The organism is Streptomyces yunnanensis (assembly GCF_029011865.1).
Taxonomy (GTDB): Bacteria; Actinomycetota; Actinomycetes; order Streptomycetales; family Streptomycetaceae; genus Streptomyces; species Streptomyces yunnanensis.
In genome coordinates, this window is the sequence record NZ_CP095749.1 from 8,716,596 (window position 1) to 8,733,225 (window position 16,630).

A 16,630-nucleotide genomic window follows, 5' to 3' on the forward strand; every position below is an offset into this window, starting at 1 on the left:
CGCTCCGGCGCCGCGCCGGGCTACGGACCGAGCAGGGCGCGGGCCGCCCGGGCGATGTGGGGATGGGAGATGCCGGCGGCGTCGAGGAGTTCGTCGGTGGTGCCGGAGCCCGGCAGGCCGGTGACGGCGAGGTGGCTGAAGGCGGGATGGCTGCCGGTGGCGGCGAGCGCCGACAGGACGGCTTCTCCGATGCCGCCTTCGGGGTGGTGGTCCTCGACGACGACGAGGGCGCCGGTCTCCTGGGCGGCCCGGGCGAGGGCAGCGGCGTCGACGGGCTTGAGGGAGTACAGGTCGATGACGCGGGCCGGGACGTCGTCGGCGGCGAGGTGCTCGGCGGCGGCCAGGCACTCGTGGAGGGTGACGCCGGCGCCGATCAGGGTGACCCGGTCGTGCGGGCTGTGGCGCAGCGTCTTGGAGCCGCCCACCGGGAAGGTCTCGTCGCCGTCGTAGAGGACGGGGTAGGAGCCGCGGGTGGTGCGCAGGTAGGAGATGCCGTCGAGCTCGGCCATGGCGGCGGTCAGGGCGGCGGCGGAGGTGGCGTCGCTGGGGTAGAGCACCGTGGAACCATGGACGGCGCGCATCATGGCGAGGTCTTCCAGACCCATCTGCGAGGGGCCGTCGGCGCCGATCTCGACGCCGCTGTGGGTTCCGCACAGCGCCATGGTGATCTGGGAGACGGCGGCCATGCGGATGAAGTCGTGGGCGCGGGTGAGGAACGCGGCGAAGGTGGTGGCGTAGGGGCGGTACCCGCGCACGGCCATGCCGACGGCGTCGGCGATCATCTGCTGCTCGGCGATGTAGGTCTGGAAGTACCGCTCGGGATGGGCCTTCTCGAAGTCCTGGGCGTGAGTGGAGTTGCCGACCTCGGCGTCCAGCGCGACGACGTCCGGGCGGGCGCCGAGGGCGGCCAGGGCGTGACCGAAGGCGACGCGGGTGGCGACCTTGTCGCCGACCGCGAAGCGCGGCAGCTCGATGGGGCCGGCGGCCGGGATGGGCGCGGGCGTCACCGCGGGCGGCCGGGGACCGCGCACGTGCAGGTTGCGGACGCCGCCCAGTTCGGCGACGGCGCGGTCGGCCATGTCCTCGGGCAGCGCCTTGCCGTGCCAGCCCTCCTTGTCGGCGACCTCCGCCACGCCGCGGCCCTTGACGGTCCTGGCGACGATGACGGTGGGGGCCTGGCCGTCGGCGGCGGTGGTCAGGGCCTGGTCGATCGCCTGCAGGTCGTGCCCGTCGATGACGATCGCGCGACAACCGAACGCCTCGATGCGGCGGGCATAGGTGCCGGTGTCCCACTCCAGCTCGGTGGGGCCGCACTGGCCGAGGCGGTTGACGTCGATGACGGCGGTGAAGTTGGCCAGCCGGTAGTGGCCGGCCTTGTCGAGGGCCTCCCAGACGGACCCCTCGGCCATCTCGCTGTCCCCGCACAGCACCCACACCCGGTAGGGCTGCTTGTCCAGTTCCCGGCCCGCCAGCGCGATGCCGACGCCGTAGCCGATGCCCTGGCCCAGCGAACCGGTGGCCACGTCCACCCAGGGCAGCACGGGCGTGGGGTGGCCCTGCAGACGGTGGCCGAAGCGGCGGTAGGTCGTCATCAGCGTGTCGTCGCTGACCACACCGGCCGCCTTGAACATCGCATAGAGCAGGGGAGAGGCATGGCCCTTGGAGAAGACCAGGTGGTCGCCCGCGGGGTTGTCGGGCGCGTCCCAGTCGTAGCGCAGGTGGCGGGTCATCAGGACGGCCATCAGGTCGGCCGCGGACAGGCTGGACGTGGGGTGCCCGGAGCCGGCCGCGGTGCTGGCGCGCACCGAGTCCACGCGCAGCTGCTGCGCGAGTTCGAAGATCTGGGACAGGTCGCTGTCGGGTCCGAGCGTGGTGGTCTGCGCTGCGGTCATGGTGGGGGGCCTTTCGTGGACGGCCGGTGGGCGCAGGGTGAGCGGCCGCCGGTTCGGGGTGGCCGCTCACCGTCCGGGGCAGGTCAGGGTCTGTCCGATGGGCCGTGGCCGGGGCGACCCTGACCCGTCGGACAGACCCTAACCGCCGCGCCGGCCGGTGATCGGGCAGGAAGACGGTCCTGGGCGATGTGTTCGAACGCGGTGGTCGGGGGCGGCCGGCGGCGGCGTGCCGGCGGCGGCCGGTGCGACGGCCTTTCCCCGCCTCGATTCACGGCCCGAGCCCCGCCTTGTCTACCCTGTACGCGCAGCTGGTTCACCTCGCCCGCCAGGCGAGGTGTCGCGAGAGGGAACCCGGTGCAAGTCCGGGACCGCCTCGCAGCGGTGAGTGGGAACGACCGCCGTCATGACGCACGGGGCACGCCTGTGGCCTGGGAAGCGACGGCCAGGAGGAGTCCCGTTCTTCGGGGCGTGCCCACGAGTCCGAAGACCTGCCACTGCCCGTGCGGGGTGCGATCACCGCGCACGCGTCCACGGCGACCCGGCAGCGGGACCGCTGAGCGAGTGGTGCGCCTCCACCCCACCGTGCCCCGGGCACGAGGGGCCGGCCCGCCTGCCGTTCACGGCCCGGCGCCGGTCCTCACGACGACTCGCGAAGGAGAGTTTCGTGCCCGGCGAACCGAGCACTGCCGCCATCCCGTCCCCCGCAGGGCCACGCCCGAGCGGGCACTGCGTCCTGCTCAAGCACGGCGAGATCGTCCTCAAGGGCCGCAACCGGCACCGGTTCACCGAGCGGCTGCACGACAACCTCCGCCGCGCCCTGCGCGGAGTCGGCGGCTCGACCTGGATCAAGTCCGGTCAGCACGTCACCGTGCTCGGCGGCGACGTCCCCCAGGACGTCCTGGTCGACCGCGCCCGCCGGGTGATCGGGTTCAACTCGGTGGAGCCCGCCGTGCGCGTCCCCACGTCCGTGACGGACATCACCGAGGCAGCCGTGGAGGCGCTGGCCGGCGTCCGCGCCGAGCGGCCCGGCGTCACCTTCGCCGTGCGGGTCAAGCGCCGGAACAAGAGCTTCGAGATGACCTCGTCGCAGTTCGAGCGCTTCCTCGGGGCCCGCGTCCGGGAAGCCCTCGGGCCGGTGCCGGTGAACCTCTCCCACCCCGACGTGCGGATCTCCATCGAGATCGACCACAAGGAAAGCTATGTCTCCTGGGTCCGCCATCAGGGGCCGGGCGGACTGCCGGTCGGCTCCAGCGGACGCGCGCTGGTGCTGCTGTCCGGCGGGTACGACTCACCGGTGGCGGCCTATCGGGCCATGCGCCGTGGACTGCGCTGCGATTTCGTCCACTTCACCGGCGCTCCCTATACGAACGCCGCCTCCATGTACAAGGCGTACGCCCTGGCCAGGGAACTCAACCGCTACCAGCCCGCCGGACGGCTGCACGTCATCGCCCTCGGCCAGGCACAGAAGCAGTTGGCGATCGCGGGGGCCGGCAGGCTCCAAGTCGTCGCACAACGACGGCTCATGGTCCGCGTGGCCTCCGCGTTGGCGGGCCGCATCGCGGCGGAGGCCCTGGTGACCGGTGACAGCCTGGGACAGGTGGCCAGTCAGACCCTGGCGAACCTGGCCGCCGTCGACGAGGCCGCCACCCTGCCGGTGCTGCGCCCGCTGATCGGCTGGGAGAAGCAGGAGATCATCGACGAAGCCCGGTCCATCGGCACCGAACAGATCTCCGTACTGCCCGACGAGGACTGCTGCAAGCTCCTCGCACCACCCCGGGTCACCCTCCGGGCCGGCCTGGCCGACCTGCGGTCGGTGGAGAAGCGCCTCGACCTGGACGACCTGATGGACGGGCTGCTGCGCGACGTCCAGATCATGCACCCGGGGGAGACCGACGAGGAGACGACCACCGACGCGGGCAGCCCGGACGAGGACCCCGCCCCGGACCGCCCCGGCCCGGCCGTGTGCGGTGCGCCGGCAGGGGCCGCGCAGGCGCCGTAGGGCGCCCGGTCGTACGGACGTGAACGCCCCCTCGTCGGAGGGGGCGTCGCTCCCTTACTTGGCCGCTACTTGGCCGCGCGCTTCTTGCGTGCCGGCTTCGACGCGGGAGCCTCGGAGGCGCGGGCGACGGCCACGAAGGACTTGACCGCTTCCTGGAGCTTGGCGACGTTCTCGGCGCCGAGGTCGGCCTCGTACCACTTGAGATCGAGAACCTGACGGATCGCGATCTTCTTGGTGCCGTCCTCGTTCAACTCCTCGGTCTCGTATTCCTCGTCGACCATCGCGGGGACGGCGAACCGGATCGGCGTGACGCCGTCCGTCACCTCGGGATTGAGGTCGTCCTGGAGAATCGACTGCCAGTAAGTCGCCTTCTTGACAATCTGGTTGCCGACCGGAACAGGGGTGATTACCTCCTGAACACCCGGCTCATCCTTCTGCGACTCATCAACCTGGATGGTTTCCTTGACGGCCATTTTGGCGCCCCTTTCCTGTGTGGTGCACCCCAAACTTTAGTGGAAATAGGCGAGTTGAAGCCAATCGGCATCGGGGGATAGATTATGCCGGTCTCCGCTCGCGAACGGATGCGCAAGTCGGCTGGTCATCGCCGACATCCCAGGCATTCACCGGAAACTTCCACTCCCGCGAGTCGCCGCCCGCACCCGTCGGCGAACTGCTCTGCAAAACCACCCGGCTCCTCTGTGACCAGCCCCTTTCCGCGCCGAATTGGCACGCTGTGGGGCGTGCCTTTCACCTCTGCTGCCGCGTCCTTCGAATTCTTGGATTCTCCACCCGCGTCCGCGGCGGCGCCGTCCCCGTCGATAGCGAAGTACTTCGGGACCGGAGGGCGTGGGGAGGGGAAAGGGGCGCCGGCGAGGGCGGGCGTGCGGCGACGAGTGCGGACCGGCGCCCCGGGGCCGCGCCGCGCCCCGACGCGGCCAAACCCTGTGCCACCTGTGTCTCATCTCATAGTCCGGCATCTGAACAGGGGTGACCGCCAGGGGGAAGGCGCTCTACGCTGGCCGGGCAACAGGTTCGCCCCGTCCGCCAGGCGGGAGCGTCGCAAGAGGGAACCCGGTGGGAATCCGGGACTGCCCCGCAGCGGTGAGTGGGAACGACCGCCGTCATACGCACTGGATCCGGGCCGCGGATCCGGGAAGCGACGGCCAGTAGGTGCCCGCCGGAAGACTCCGGCAGGCGCGCCCGCGAGTCCGAAGACCTGCCCGTTGCCCGTGCACGCCGATGCGTGGACGGACATCCCGGTGACCTCGAGGGCGGGTCGGCGTACACATCAGGCGGACCCGTGCGTCGCGAGCGCACCGTGGATCCGCCCGGTTCGTCATCCCTTCGCACTCCTCGTTCCCCCACCGGGACGTTTCAGGAGACCATTTCGCGAAGGAGAGTTCCGTGACAGCGAAGCCCGCAGCCGCGGCAGCACGGGCCACCGTGTACGGCTACCCCCGCCAGGGCCGGCACCGGGAACTGAAGAAGGCCGTCGAGGGCTATTGGAAGGGCAAGGTCACCGCCGACGCCCTGACGGAGACCGCCCGCACCCTGCGTCGTGCCCACTGGCAGCAACTGGCCGACGCCGGCATCCACGAGGTGCCCACCGGTGACTTCTCGTACTACGACCATGTGCTGGACACCAGCGTCATGGTCGGTGCCGTCCCGGACCGCCACCGCGCCGCCGTCGCGGCCGACGCCCTCGACGGCTACTTCGCGATGGCGCGCGGCACGCAGGACGTGGCGCCGCTGGAGATGACCAAGTGGTTCGACACCAACTACCACTATCTCGTACCGGAGTTGGGACCGGACACCGTCTTCACCGCCGACTCCGCAAAGCAGGTGGCCGAGCTCAAGGAGGCCCGCGCGCTCGGGCTGACGGCCCGGCCGGTGCTGGTCGGCCCGGTCACCTACCTCCTGCTGTCGAAGCCCGCCCCCGGCGTGGCCGCCGACTTCGAGCCGCTGACCCTCCTCGACCGGCTGCTGCCGGTCTACGCGCAAGTCCTCGCCGACCTGCGGGCGGCGGGCGCGGAGTGGGTGCAGCTCGACGAGCCCGCCCTGGTGCAGGACCGCACCCCGGCCGACCTGAACGCCGCCGCACGCGCCTACCGCGAACTGGGCACCCGCACCGACCGCCCGAAGCTGCTGGTCGCGTCGTACTTCGACCGGCTCGGAGACGCCCTGCCCGTACTGGCCAAGGCTCCGGTGGACGGACTGGCGCTCGACTTCACCGACGCGGCCGCGGCCAACCTCGACGCGCTGGCGGCCGTCGGGGGACTGCCGGGCAAGCGCCTGGTGGCGGGCGTGGTCAACGGCCGCAACATCTGGATCAACGACCTGGAGAAGTCGCTGGCCACCCTCGGCACCCTGCTCGGCCTCGCCGACCGGGTCGATGTGGCGGCGTCCTGCTCGCTGCTGCACGTGCCGCTGGACGCCGCCCTGGAACGGGACATCGACCCGCAGATCGCCCGCTGGCTGGCCTTCGCCAGGCAGAAGACCACGGAACTGGCGACCCTGGCCCGCGGCCTGTCGCAGGGCACCGACACCATCGCCGCCGAACTCGCCGCGAACCGCGCCGACCTGGCCTCCCGGGCCAACTCGGTCCTCACCCACGACCCGGCCGTGCGGGCCCGCGCCGCGGCCGTCACCGAGGCCGACGTCCGGCGCTCCCAGGCATACGGACAGCGGACCGTCGCCCAGCGCACCCATCTCGGCCTGCCGCTGCTGCCGACCACCACCATCGGGTCCTTCCCCCAGACCGACGAACTGCGCGCCGCCCGCGCGGACCTGCGGGCCGGCCGGATCGACACCGCCGGTTACGAGGAGCGGATCAGGGCCGAGATCCAGGAGGTCGTCTCCTTCCAGGAGCAGGCCGGGCTGGACGTCCTGGTGCACGGCGAGCCCGAACGCAACGACATGGTCCAATACTTCGCCGAGCAGCTCACCGGCTATCTCGCCACCCGACACGGCTGGGTGCAGTCCTACGGCACCCGCTACGTCCGCCCGCCGGTGCTGGCCGGTGACATCTCCCGTCCCGAGCCCATGACGGTCCGTTGGACGACCTACGCCCAGTCACTGACCGAACGCCCCGTCAAGGGCATGCTCACCGGTCCCGTCACCATGCTCGCCTGGTCCTTCGTCCGCGACGACCAGCCACTTGCGCAGACCGCGCGCCAGGTCGCCCTGGCGCTGCGCGACGAGGTCGCCGACCTGGAGGCGGCCGGCACATCGGTGATCCAGGTGGACGAGCCCGCGCTCCGCGAGACGCTGCCGCTGCGCGCCGCCGACCACCCCGCGTACCTGGCATGGGCCACCGACGCCTTCCGCCTGTCCACCAGCGGGGTGCGCCCGGACACCCAGATCCACACCCACATGTGCTATGCCGAGTTCGGCGACATCGTGCAGGCCATCGACGACCTCGACGCGGACGTGATCAGCCTGGAGGCCACCCGGTCCCACATGCAGGTCGCTCGGGAGCTGGCCGCCCACGGCTACCCGCGCGAGGCCGGACCCGGCGTGTACGACATCCACTCCCCGCGCGTGCCGAGCCCGGCGGAGGCGGCGGACCTGCTGCGCACCGGCCTGCGGGCCATCCCCGCCGAACGCCTGTGGGTCAACCCCGACTGCGGGCTCAAGACCCGTGACTGGCCCGAGGTGCGGGCCTCCCTGGAGAGCCTGGTGGCCGCGGCCCGCACGGTCCGTGCGGAGCTGCCGACCTCCTGACACCGGGACCGGTGGGTCGGGGAGGGGCGTCGTGCGCCCCTCCCCGCCCTCGGCACCTGGTCACCGCCCGGGCCAGCGCAGGGTCATGTCGGGCAGGTTCTCCATGTTCCGGTCGCCGTCGTTGGTGTCGAGCACATGGAAGCCATGGCGTGCGTAGAACGCGCGGGCCTCGGCGTTCTGCTGGAAGACGTGCAGTGACAGCCCGTCCGGACTGTGCCGTCTGACCTCGTCGAGCAGCAGGGTGCCGATGCCCTGGCGGCGCAGCTCGGGCCGCAGATAGAGGTGTTCGAGCAGGTCGCCTTCGAGGGCGGCGTAGCCGAGGACCTCCGTCCCCCGCACCGCCACCCACACCCGGCACGTCGTGAGGACGACCTCCTCGAACCACCGGGTCACCTGCTCGTGCCCCCGCTTCTGCGGCGGCAGGTACGGCATCGCCGCCGCGCGGGAGGCCAGGTGGATGTGGGCGATCGCCGCCGCGTCCGCCGTCGCCGCGAGGCGGATCTTCGTTTCCGTGTCATCACGCACGGCGGGAACCTACCGGGTCCTCCACGCGCGATCGAGCGAAATACCGCCCAGGCCCTGCCAGTCACCTCCTGAGGAGTGGGGACGACCGCGCACTCCACCGTCGGTGTGCGACGGTTTGACTCTCACATCCGTGTGAGGCTTTAGCGTCCCGATCACCAGCGCGCGCAGCAGCGCCCGCCACGTGAGAGGGAGCCATCCGCCATGACGCACCACCGCCACCACCGCCCGCTCGACGGCAAGATCGCCCTGGTCACCGGAGGCAGCCGGGGCATCGGTCGCGCCATCGCCGAACGCCTCGGCCGCGACGGGGCCGTGGTCGCCGTGGCCTACGCCCGCGACGCGGCTGCGGCGGACGACGTGGTCGCGCGCATCCGCGAGGACGGTGGCCGGGCGGTCGCGCTGCACGCCCCGTTGGGCCACCACGGCGACGCCGCCGGCCTCTGGTCGGCCTTCGACGAACGGATCACGCAACACGCTCCCGGGACGGAGGCGCGGCCGGCGGTCGACATCATCGTCAACAACGCGGGGATCGCGATGCCGGCGGCCCTCCCCGCACTGACCGAGGAGGACTTCGACAAGGTCTTCGCGGTCAACGTCCGTGCCCCCTTCTTCGTCGTACGGGAAGGGCTGAAGCGGCTGCGCGACGGCGGCCGGATCATCAACATCTCCAGCGGTGCCGGCCGGCTGGCCATGCCCGAGGCCATCGCCTACGGCGCCACCAAGGGCGCCCTGGACAACTTCACCCTCAACCTGGCCAAGGAACTGGGCCCCCGGGGCATCACCGCCAACGCGGTCGCGCCCGGGATCGTCGACACCGACGTCAACGCCGAGTGGCTGCGCGGCAATCCGGCCGCGGAGGCGGACGCCGCGTCGCGGGCCGCGTTGGGCCGGGTCGGCCAGCCGGACGACGTGGCCGACATCGTCGCGTTCCTCGCCTCGCACGACGCGCGCTGGGTCACCGGGAAGGTGATCGACGCCACCGGCGGCGCCAGGCTGTGACAACGGACGAGCCGGGCCCGCGCCGGACGCCGCGGACCCGGCCCACCGGGCGAACGACAGACCCTATGGCCGCAACACCCCCCACCACACGGCCCACGGTACGAAGCCGATGGTGGCGAGGGCGGCCGGCGCGAGTCGGAACCAGGCCGCCCTGCCCCAGGTGCGGTGCCTGCGCAGGACAGTGGCGACCGTGACACCCGCCGAGACGAGCACGGCGATGGCGAGCGTCTGCACGGCCAGCCAGGCCAGCGGGCGCCCCCACAGGACGGGTGCCGCGGCCCCGTCGCCCGCCACGTACACCGCGAGCGGGCACAGCACCGCGCCCACGACGGTGAGCAGACCCAGGCCGGACAGCCAGCGAACGGGGCGTACTGCCGGGCCCCGGCGCAGAACGGCGCTCAGGGGGTAGGCGGCGAAGCCGACGCACAGCAGGGCGGGGAGGAGCCATGCCCACCAGGTGCGGCCCGGGACGGGAACGCTGGACGTGGCCTGGGGCGGGGCGGGCGCGGTGCGGGACTCGGGCGGGTGACCGGCCGCAACGGCCCGGACCCAGGAGGTCATGGTCCGGGCGTAGCCGGGCGTCAGCTCTCCCAGCGGCCTGCCGTGGAGCAGGGGGCCGCCGATGCGGTCGAAGCCGTCCGTCGTCCGGTGTCCGTTGTGCGCCGCGCCGGGCACGAAGCCGATGACGACGTGCCTGTTGCCTGCCCGGTCGAGGACCTCCCGGAAGATCCGTGCGCTTTCCCGGGGCGGTATCTGGTTGTCGTAGGCGCCCCACAGCGCCAGTACCGGGGTGTGGTGCAGGCGGTTCAGCACCGGCCGGGGATCGTGGTCCGCCGCGGGGAACAGGCCGGTGGAGTCCATGAGTTGGGCCGCCGGGCCGGCGACCACGCCGCGGAAGGACCCGCCGATGCCCCGGTGTTGCAGATGCGTGCCGAGATTCCATGTCTGGGTGCGCAGCGGCGAGTAGCCGGACCCACCGAGCGTGATCAGGAAGGCGACGTCGGAGGAGCGGGCGGCGGCCAGCGGTGCCACCCAGCCGCCCTCGCTGAATCCCCAGAGCCCGACCAGGTGCGGATCCACGTCCTTGCGCTCGCGCAACAGGCGTACCCCGGCCAGCGCGTCGTCCGCCAGCAGGTCGAAGTCACGGTGGGTGGTGGAGTATCCGACCGTCCGCTTGTCGAAGACGAGCGTGGTGATGCCGGCGCGGGCGAAGGTCTCGGCCTCCTGCCGGTACTCGTCCCGGGGGCCCGGCCCCGAGCCGCCGATGAGCACGATGCCCGGGCTGGTGGTCGAGCGGGTGCCTGGAGGGGCGCCTGGCGTGTCCGGGCGGGTGAGTACGGTGCCGTGGAGGACGAGGCCGCCACCGCCCCGGAAGGAGACGTCCTGGCGGACCGGGGCGCCGTCCTTCGTGTCCGCGTGGGCCCGCGGCGCGGCGAGCGGTACGGCGAGCGCCACCCAGGCCAGGGCCAGGCAGGTGCGTATGAGCGGCTTGACGGTGAGCTGCACGGCGGTGCGGCTCCTTCCCTGAAGACGCGTTGCGGAGTGGTCAGTTGATCTCGGGGAAGCCGAGCAGGCGGACGAGCACGGCGCGCGCGTCGGGCGCGGCCTCGCCCTCGGGCGGGGAGTAGCGGTAGACGAGGGCGATGTACTCCTCGAAGAACGCGCGGAGTTGGTCGCGGTCGAGTCGCAGCGTGGCCCGGGAGAACAGCACCGCGTCGGCCCACGGCCCGAGCGTGTCGCGCGCCTTGGCGAACTGCTGTGCCTGTTCGATGAGTTCGGCGAGGTTGAGCCGATGCATCTCCGTGAGGGCTTCGCGCATCTCGGGTGTCTGTCGGCTGTACGGCGGGTACCGCCGGTCGCCCGGCACCGCGCGCCACCACCGCTCCCGCCCCTTGGCCAGCTCCGGAACCTCCTCGACGAAGCCGTGCCTGGCCAGCTGCCTGAGGTGGTAGCTGACCAGGCCGGTGCTCTCGCCGAGTTGCCTGGCGAGCCCGGCCGAGTTGCCCGGCCCCTTGCGCAGACACTGCTCGATCTTCTGTCGGATCGGATGCGCCAGGACGCGCAGCGCCTCGACGTCGGTGATCTCCTGCGCGGGCGGTTGCTCTGCCATGGGAGCAGGCTAGGAGTTGCAAAGGGGCTTTGCAAGGAGGTTTTGCAACTTGGGTGACAGAGCGTCGTCCGGGCGCCGGTGAGGCGTGTTCAGCGCGACCTGGCGTCGCCGGTCGCGTCGCAGCGGGCGACGCGCTTGCGCGGCCCGCCTGAGGTGCTCAGGCCACGCCGAAGTCGTCGCCCTCCTGGTCCGGCGTCAGGGGCGGACAGTCGTGGAACGCGGAGGAGACGGCCTTGTTCAGTACCGGGTCCGCGAGCGGAGGCTCGTCATAGCCCTCGGTGGTGACGAACACGAACCCGGTCCGGATCCCGTCCACCTCGCTCTCCACGGTGCACTGCCCGGGCAGGTCCCGCCCGCGTCGCCAGTCGCACCCGACGGCGTCCAGCGCGGCGGTGAACTGCGAGTACGTCACCTCCGACGGATGGCTGACCATCGCGTGCGTCCGGGCGTCGGGGACTTCGATCTCCCCGTGCCACACCGGAACGATGACCTGGACCACCAGCCGGCACTGACAGACGACCAACTGCAGATTGCCGTAGCCGAACCAGCGCGGCCAGCGGGACGTGCTGTCCACGGGGTCGCCGACGAACGGCCGGCCCAGCGCCGCCACCAACTCGGGCAGTGCGGCACCGCAACCGATCGGCCCGATCCTGGCCGTCCGAGCAAATTCCGCCAGTATTCGGGTCGAAGCAGTCATGGTGCGGATTATCGCAGGTGGCGGGCCACCTCCTGGACGACGGACGCCGGCAGGCCCATGAGGCGCAGCGCGTCGGGCAACGACGTCCGCGGCGCCGCCCCGGACGCGCTCGCCGCCTCGGCCGCCTGCCGATAGCGGGCCCGGGCCCCGGCACGATCGCCGCAGGCATCGGCGACCCGGGCCAGGCCGGCCAGCGTCCGGATGCGGTTGGCCAGGCCCCTCACCCAGTGCGGGTCCTGGCGCTCCAGGGCCTGCTCGTACAGGCGCTGCGCCGCGGTGCGGTCACCGTCCAGCAGTGCCAGGTCGGCCAGGCCGCGCTGGGCGGCGGCGAGGGCCGTGGCGCTGCCTGCGCGGTGCGCGCGGTCGGCGGCCTGCGCGTAGTCGGCGCGGGCCGCCACCGGGTCGGTGGTCACCCGGTGGTCCCCCCGGTTGACCAGGAAGTCGGCATGGTCCTCCCAGGCGCCCAACTGCTCGGCGAGGGCGAGCGCTTCGTCGGTCAGCGCGATCGCGGCAGCCTGGTCGCCGCGCACGCCCACCAGGCCGGCGAGCGCATCGAGGGCCAGCGCGGTGCCCCAGCGTTCCCCCAGCGCGCGGAACTGCCCGACGGCCGTGCGCAAGCCCCGTTCGGCCTCGGCGAGGTCCCCGTCGCCGAGCGGGCCGAACGCGGTCACGTACTGCGCGGCCGCGCTGACCCAGGGGTCGGGGCGGTGGCGCTGGGCGGACACCAGGGCGAACGCACCCGGTGCGTCGCCGTCGCCGGCGTTGTGCATCATCCACAACAGGAGGGCGGTCGGGCAGCGGCCCGCACGCCCGGCCGACCACACCGCGACGAGTGCCCGCCCGGCCGAGGCCCGGTGCCCGTGCCAGGCCGCGCGGCTCCCGGGCGGGCCCGAGGCGGCCAACAGCACGCACACGGCGTACTCCTCGTCGAGCCCGGGCGGGGGAGCGTCCCCCAGGGCGTCGAGCAGGGCCGCCGCCTGCGGCGCCAACGTGCCGGACAGGCCGCGGATCCACAGGTACGACGCGACCGAGGCGAGCAGTTCCAGGGCCGTTGCGGTCTCGGACGCGGACACGGCCCACTGCACGGCCGCCAGCACCTCGGGCTGTTCCGCCGCCAGGACCGCCAACCAGGACAGCTGTTCACTGCGGTGCAGCCATGGCTCGGCGGCGCGCACCAGCTCCAGCACCGTCCGCGCGTGGGCGCGCCGCACCACCGCCGTCTCGCCCGCGGCGTCCAACTGTTCGGCGGCGTAGGCACGGATCGTGGACAGCATGCGACAGCGCCCGCCGGACCGGTCCAGCAGCGACTTGTCGGCCAGCGACTCCAGCGTCTCCTCGTCGGTGTCGCACACCCGCAGCGCGGTCTCCACGCCCGCCCCCGCCGCGAACACCGAGAAGCGCCGCGCCGCCCGCTGCTCCGGCACCGAGAGCAGGTCCCAACTCCAGGCGACCGTGGAACGCAGCGTCCGGTGCCGCCCGTCGGCCGCCCGGGTGCCGCGCGCGACGACCGCCAACCGGTCGGGCAGGCGGGCCGCGAGCTCCTCCAGGCTCAGGGTGCGCAGCCGGGCCGCCACCAGCTCGATCGCCAACGGCAGGTTGTCGAGGGCCGCACAGACACGCCGTACGGCGACCGGGTCGGGCACGAAGGCGCGCCGTACGGCACGGGCCCGGTCGGTGAACAGCGCCTCGGCCGCGGGGTCGTCGAGCGGCCGCACGGGGTGCAGGTGCTCGCCGATGACGCCGAGCGGCTCCCGGCTCGTCGCCAGCACCCGCAGGCGCGGACAGGCCGCCAGCAGGCGTGCCGCGACCAGCGCGACCTCCTCGACCAGGTGCTCGCAGTTGTCCAGCACGAGCAGCAGGCTCCGCCCCGACAACGCCGTCCGCAGACGGTCCAGCGGGCCCTGGTCGTCGCGGGTCAGGTGCAGGCCCCGTTCGCGCAGGCCGAGGGCGACGAGCAGGGTCTGCGGGAGCACGGCCGCGTCGCGCAGCGCGCCCAGTTCCACGAAGCACACCTCTCCGGTCGCCGCCGCGGCGACCTCGACGGACAGCCGGGTTTTGCCGACGCCGCCCGGCCCGGTCAGCGTCACCAGCCGTGCCCCGCCAAGGAGTTCACCGACCTCGGCCACCTCCCCGGCGCGGCCGACGAGGGCCGTCAGCGGGGCGGGCGGCGCGGTGGGCGTCGGCGCGGCGTCGGCGTTCAGCAGCTCCCGGTGCAGCCCGGTCAGCTCCGCCGACGGCCCGGTGCCCAGCTCCTCCGCGAGGCGGCGCCTGACCTGCTCGAACACCACCAGCGCCGCGGCCTGCCCGTCGTCGGCGAACAGCGCCCGCATCAGCAGCGCGGCGAGCCGTTCCCGCAGCGGATGACGGTCCAGCAGCGCCCGCAACTCGGGTACGGCCGCGCGGTGTTCACCGATCACCAGCTCGGCCTCGAACCGGTCCTCCAGCGCCGTCAGCCGCAACTCCTCCAGCCGCGCCGCCGGGGCCCGCCCCGGCGCACTGTCGGCGACGTCCGCGAGCGCCGGCCCCCGCCACAGGGCCAACCCCTCGCGCAGCAGCGCCCGCGCCCGCCCCGCATCGCCCTCCCGCAATGCCGACCGGCCCTCCCGGGCCAACTCCTCGAACCGCCCGGCATCGACGTGCTGCGCGGCGGCGACCAGCCGATAGCCCGCCCCACTGCGCTCGATCACCGCCGCCCCGCCCAGGGCCGAGCGCAGCCGGGACACCTGGGACTGGAGCGCGTGGGCGGACGGCGCCCCCTCCGCCGCACCGCCGCCGGCGGCTCCGACACCGTCGGCCAACCGCTCGGCCGGGACGACCTCACCGGGCCGGACGAGCAACAGGGCGAGCAGCGCCCGGCGCGCGGGACCGCCCAGCGGCACCTCCGCCCCGTCGTCCCGCCACGCCTGCGTACCGCCGAGGATTCCGAAGCGCATGCCGGTGATTATTCATCGACCCGCACTCCGGCCGTGCGTGAGCGGTCGCGGACGGGGACCGCGGGGGGAGGGAGAGAGATCCGCACCCCCGCCACCCGCCGCCGCCTCACACGATGGGGCCGAGATACGTACCGCCCGACACGTCGATGGTCCGGCCGGTGATCCACCGTCCCTGCGGCCCCGCCAGGAAGCCGACGACGTCGGCCACGTCCTCCGGCTCACCGAGCCGCCCCAACGCGCTGATCGCCTCAAGTTCCGCCACCACCTCCGGGATCGCGGTGTAGCCGGCGGTCAGATCGGTCCGCACCGCCCCGGGCGCGACCGTGTTCACCGTGATGCCCCGCCGACCGAGCTCATTGGCCAGCGACGGCGCCAACGACTCCAGCGCCGCCTTGGTGACCGTGTAGCCGATCTGCGTCGAGACCGCGAAACGACTGGCCGTCGACCCCATGTTGATGATGCGGCCACCGTCGTTCAGCAGCGGCAGGGCCCGCTGGATGACGAAGAACGGGGCCGTGACGTTGACCGCCAGCAGCCGCTCCCACTCCGGTGGCGTCACGTCCCGGATCGCATGCGCCGACGAGATGCCGGCGTTGTTGACCAGAACGTCCAACCCCCGGCCGGCGAGCCCGGCGGTCAGCCCCTCGAACAGCCGCTCCACGGCGCCGTCTTCACCGAACCGCGCCCGCACCGCGAACGCCCGGCCACCGGCCTCCTCGACGCGCGCCACGGTCGTCTCGGCCGCCTCCGCGTTGTCGCCGTAGTGGACCGCGACCAGCGCGCCCTCGCCGGCCAGCCGCAGCGCCACCGCCCGGCCGATCCCTCGCGAGCCACCCGTCACCAGTGCCGTCTTCCCCGTCAACGAAGCCATCGCCGAACTCCCCTTCTCGGTGGCCGGTCCTCGATGCCGGACCGGCGATGCCCTCACGTTGGCGGAGCGGGCTCACCGCACGCTCACCGACGGCTCACCGCCGTGCCGCAGCACAGCCCGGGCCCGCGCGCCCGACCGTCACCGCTACCGGCAGCGGGCGGTGTTCCCTCCGCACGGCCTGTTGGGAGCGTCCCTACCGGTCCCCGACCACCGGCTGCGAGAAGCTGCCCCACATGAACGTTTCGGTTGTCCTGTTCACCGCCGACCTGCGCCTGACCGACCATCCGCCGCTGCGCGCCGCCCTGGACGCCGCGGACGCCGTCGTACCGCTGTTCGTACGGGACCGCGCCGTCGAGGCGGCCGGCTTCGTCGCGCCCAACCGCCGCGCCTTCCTCGACGGTTGCCTGGCCGACCTGGACGCCGGGCTGCGCGAGCGGGGCGGCCATCTCGTCGTGCGCTCCGGCGACCTGGTGCAGCAGGTGTGCCGGGTGGTGACCGAGAATACTGGCTGGTCGACGGAGACGTGGCCAACAACCAGCTCAACTGGCAGTGGATGGCGGGCACCGGCACCGACACCCGGCCGAACCGGGTCCTCAACCCGGTGACCCAGAGCAAGAAGTACGACCCCGACGGTGCCTACGTCCGCCGCTGGGTCCCCGAACTCGCCGGACTGGCACCCCGGTTGGTGCACGAGCCCTGGAAGCTGCCCGCTGCGGACCGAGCCGACCTCGACTACCCCGACCCCATCGTCAGCCTCTCCACCGGGCTCGACCGCTTCCGCCGCGCCCGCGGCAAGGAGGCGTAGCGGGACGGCTGCGACGACCGTCCCGCACGCCCTCTCTCACATCCCGCTTCGAGCCCGTACTCGGTCTCCGCACCGA

General features: G+C 72.9%; 11 protein-coding genes, 1 pseudogene and 2 riboswitches. Of the genes and pseudogenes, 4 read left to right on the plus strand and 8 right to left on the minus strand.

Annotated features, from left to right (window positions below; translation table 11 throughout):
• Positions 1-20 precede the first annotated feature (20 nt).
• Positions 21-1,892, minus strand: coding sequence for a transketolase (locus MOV08_RS38145; RefSeq protein WP_275310689.1), 1,872 nt, complete (start codon positions 1,890-1,892; stop codon positions 21-23).
• Between the two features lie 291 nt (positions 1,893-2,183).
• A riboswitch (cobalamin riboswitch) is annotated at positions 2,184-2,402 on the plus strand.
• Between the two features lie 154 nt (positions 2,403-2,556).
• Here MOV08_RS38145 and thiI point away from each other — a divergent pair.
• The gene (gene thiI, locus MOV08_RS38150; protein ID WP_078876061.1) at positions 2,557-3,891 is read left to right on the plus strand and encodes a tRNA uracil 4-sulfurtransferase ThiI; all 1,335 of its coding nucleotides are present in this window, start codon (positions 2,557-2,559) and stop codon (positions 3,889-3,891) included.
• Positions 3,892-3,956: 65 nt separating this feature from the next.
• On the opposite strand, the gene MOV08_RS38155 is transcribed toward thiI, so the two are convergent.
• Complete coding sequence (locus MOV08_RS38155) at positions 3,957-4,364, minus strand: Lsr2 family protein (RefSeq protein ID WP_039638755.1); 408 nt, start codon at positions 4,362-4,364, stop codon at positions 3,957-3,959.
• Between the two features lie 538 nt (positions 4,365-4,902).
• A riboswitch (cobalamin riboswitch) is annotated at positions 4,903-5,129 on the plus strand.
• Between the two features lie 166 nt (positions 5,130-5,295).
• On the opposite strand from MOV08_RS38155, the gene metE reads away from it, so the two are divergent.
• On the plus strand, positions 5,296-7,614 hold the full coding sequence (gene metE, locus MOV08_RS38160; protein ID WP_275310690.1) for a 5-methyltetrahydropteroyltriglutamate--homocysteine S-methyltransferase: 2,319 nt from the start codon (positions 5,296-5,298) through the stop codon (positions 7,612-7,614).
• A gap of 60 nt (positions 7,615-7,674) precedes the next feature.
• Here the strand turns inward: metE and MOV08_RS38165 are convergent, their stop codons facing one another.
• Entirely contained in the window at positions 7,675-8,139 is a 465-nt protein-coding gene (locus MOV08_RS38165; protein ID WP_275310691.1) for a GNAT family N-acetyltransferase, read from the minus strand.
• A gap of 201 nt (positions 8,140-8,340) precedes the next feature.
• Here MOV08_RS38165 and MOV08_RS38170 point away from each other — a divergent pair, with 201 nt between their 5' ends.
• Positions 8,341-9,138 (plus strand): SDR family oxidoreductase, encoded by a 798-nt coding sequence (locus tag MOV08_RS38170; RefSeq protein ID WP_275310692.1) that lies wholly within the window; start codon positions 8,341-8,343, stop codon positions 9,136-9,138.
• 63 nt (positions 9,139-9,201) lie between these two features.
• Here MOV08_RS38170 and MOV08_RS38175 read toward each other — a convergent pair whose 3' ends face one another.
• The 5 genes from MOV08_RS38175 to MOV08_RS38195 all read right to left on the minus strand — a co-directional run bounded on the left by MOV08_RS38175 (position 9,202) and on the right by MOV08_RS38195 (position 15,749).
• A complete protein-coding gene (locus MOV08_RS38175) occupies positions 9,202-10,644 on the minus strand; it encodes an alpha/beta hydrolase family protein (protein ID WP_275310693.1) in 1,443 nt (480 codons plus the stop codon).
• A 40-nt stretch (positions 10,645-10,684) separates the two neighbouring features.
• On the minus strand, positions 10,685-11,248 hold the full coding sequence (locus MOV08_RS38180) for a winged helix-turn-helix domain-containing protein (protein WP_275310694.1): 564 nt from the start codon (positions 11,246-11,248) through the stop codon (positions 10,685-10,687).
• Positions 11,249-11,405: 157 nt separating this feature from the next.
• The gene (locus MOV08_RS38185; RefSeq protein WP_275310695.1) at positions 11,406-11,945 is read right to left on the minus strand and encodes a hypothetical protein; all 540 of its coding nucleotides are present in this window, start codon (positions 11,943-11,945) and stop codon (positions 11,406-11,408) included.
• A gap of 8 nt (positions 11,946-11,953) precedes the next feature.
• Entirely contained in the window at positions 11,954-14,878 is a 2,925-nt protein-coding gene (locus tag MOV08_RS38190) for an ATP-binding protein (RefSeq protein ID WP_275310696.1), read from the minus strand.
• Positions 14,879-14,984: 106 nt separating this feature from the next.
• On the minus strand, positions 14,985-15,749 hold the full coding sequence (locus MOV08_RS38195; RefSeq protein ID WP_275310697.1) for an SDR family NAD(P)-dependent oxidoreductase: 765 nt from the start codon (positions 15,747-15,749) through the stop codon (positions 14,985-14,987).
• A gap of 233 nt (positions 15,750-15,982) precedes the next feature.
• Between MOV08_RS38195 and MOV08_RS38200 the strand changes: the two are divergent.
• A pseudogene (locus tag MOV08_RS38200) lies at positions 15,983-16,554 on the plus strand (FAD-binding domain-containing protein).
• Positions 16,555-16,630: the final 76 nt, after the last annotated feature.

Excerpts from the sequence above, each read along its gene's own strand:
- MOV08_RS38145 (WP_275310689.1), bottom strand. The coding sequence starts at position 1,892 with ATGACCGCAGCGCAGACCACCACGCTCGGACCCGACAGCGACCTGTCC.
- MOV08_RS38155 (WP_039638755.1), bottom strand. The coding sequence starts at position 4,364 with ATGGCCGTCAAGGAAACCATCCAGGTTGATGAGTCGCAGAAGGATGAG.
- MOV08_RS38170 (WP_275310692.1), top strand. The coding sequence starts at position 8,341 with ATGACGCACCACCGCCACCACCGCCCGCTCGACGGCAAGATCGCCCTG.
- MOV08_RS38180 (WP_275310694.1), bottom strand. The coding sequence starts at position 11,248 with ATGGCAGAGCAACCGCCCGCGCAGGAGATCACCGACGTCGAGGCGCTG.
- MOV08_RS38185 (WP_275310695.1), bottom strand. The coding sequence starts at position 11,945 with ATGACTGCTTCGACCCGAATACTGGCGGAATTTGCTCGGACGGCCAGG.
- MOV08_RS38190 (WP_275310696.1), bottom strand. The coding sequence starts at position 14,878 with ATGCGCTTCGGAATCCTCGGCGGTACGCAGGCGTGGCGGGACGACGGG.
- MOV08_RS38195 (WP_275310697.1), bottom strand. The coding sequence starts at position 15,749 with ATGGCTTCGTTGACGGGGAAGACGGCACTGGTGACGGGTGGCTCGCGA.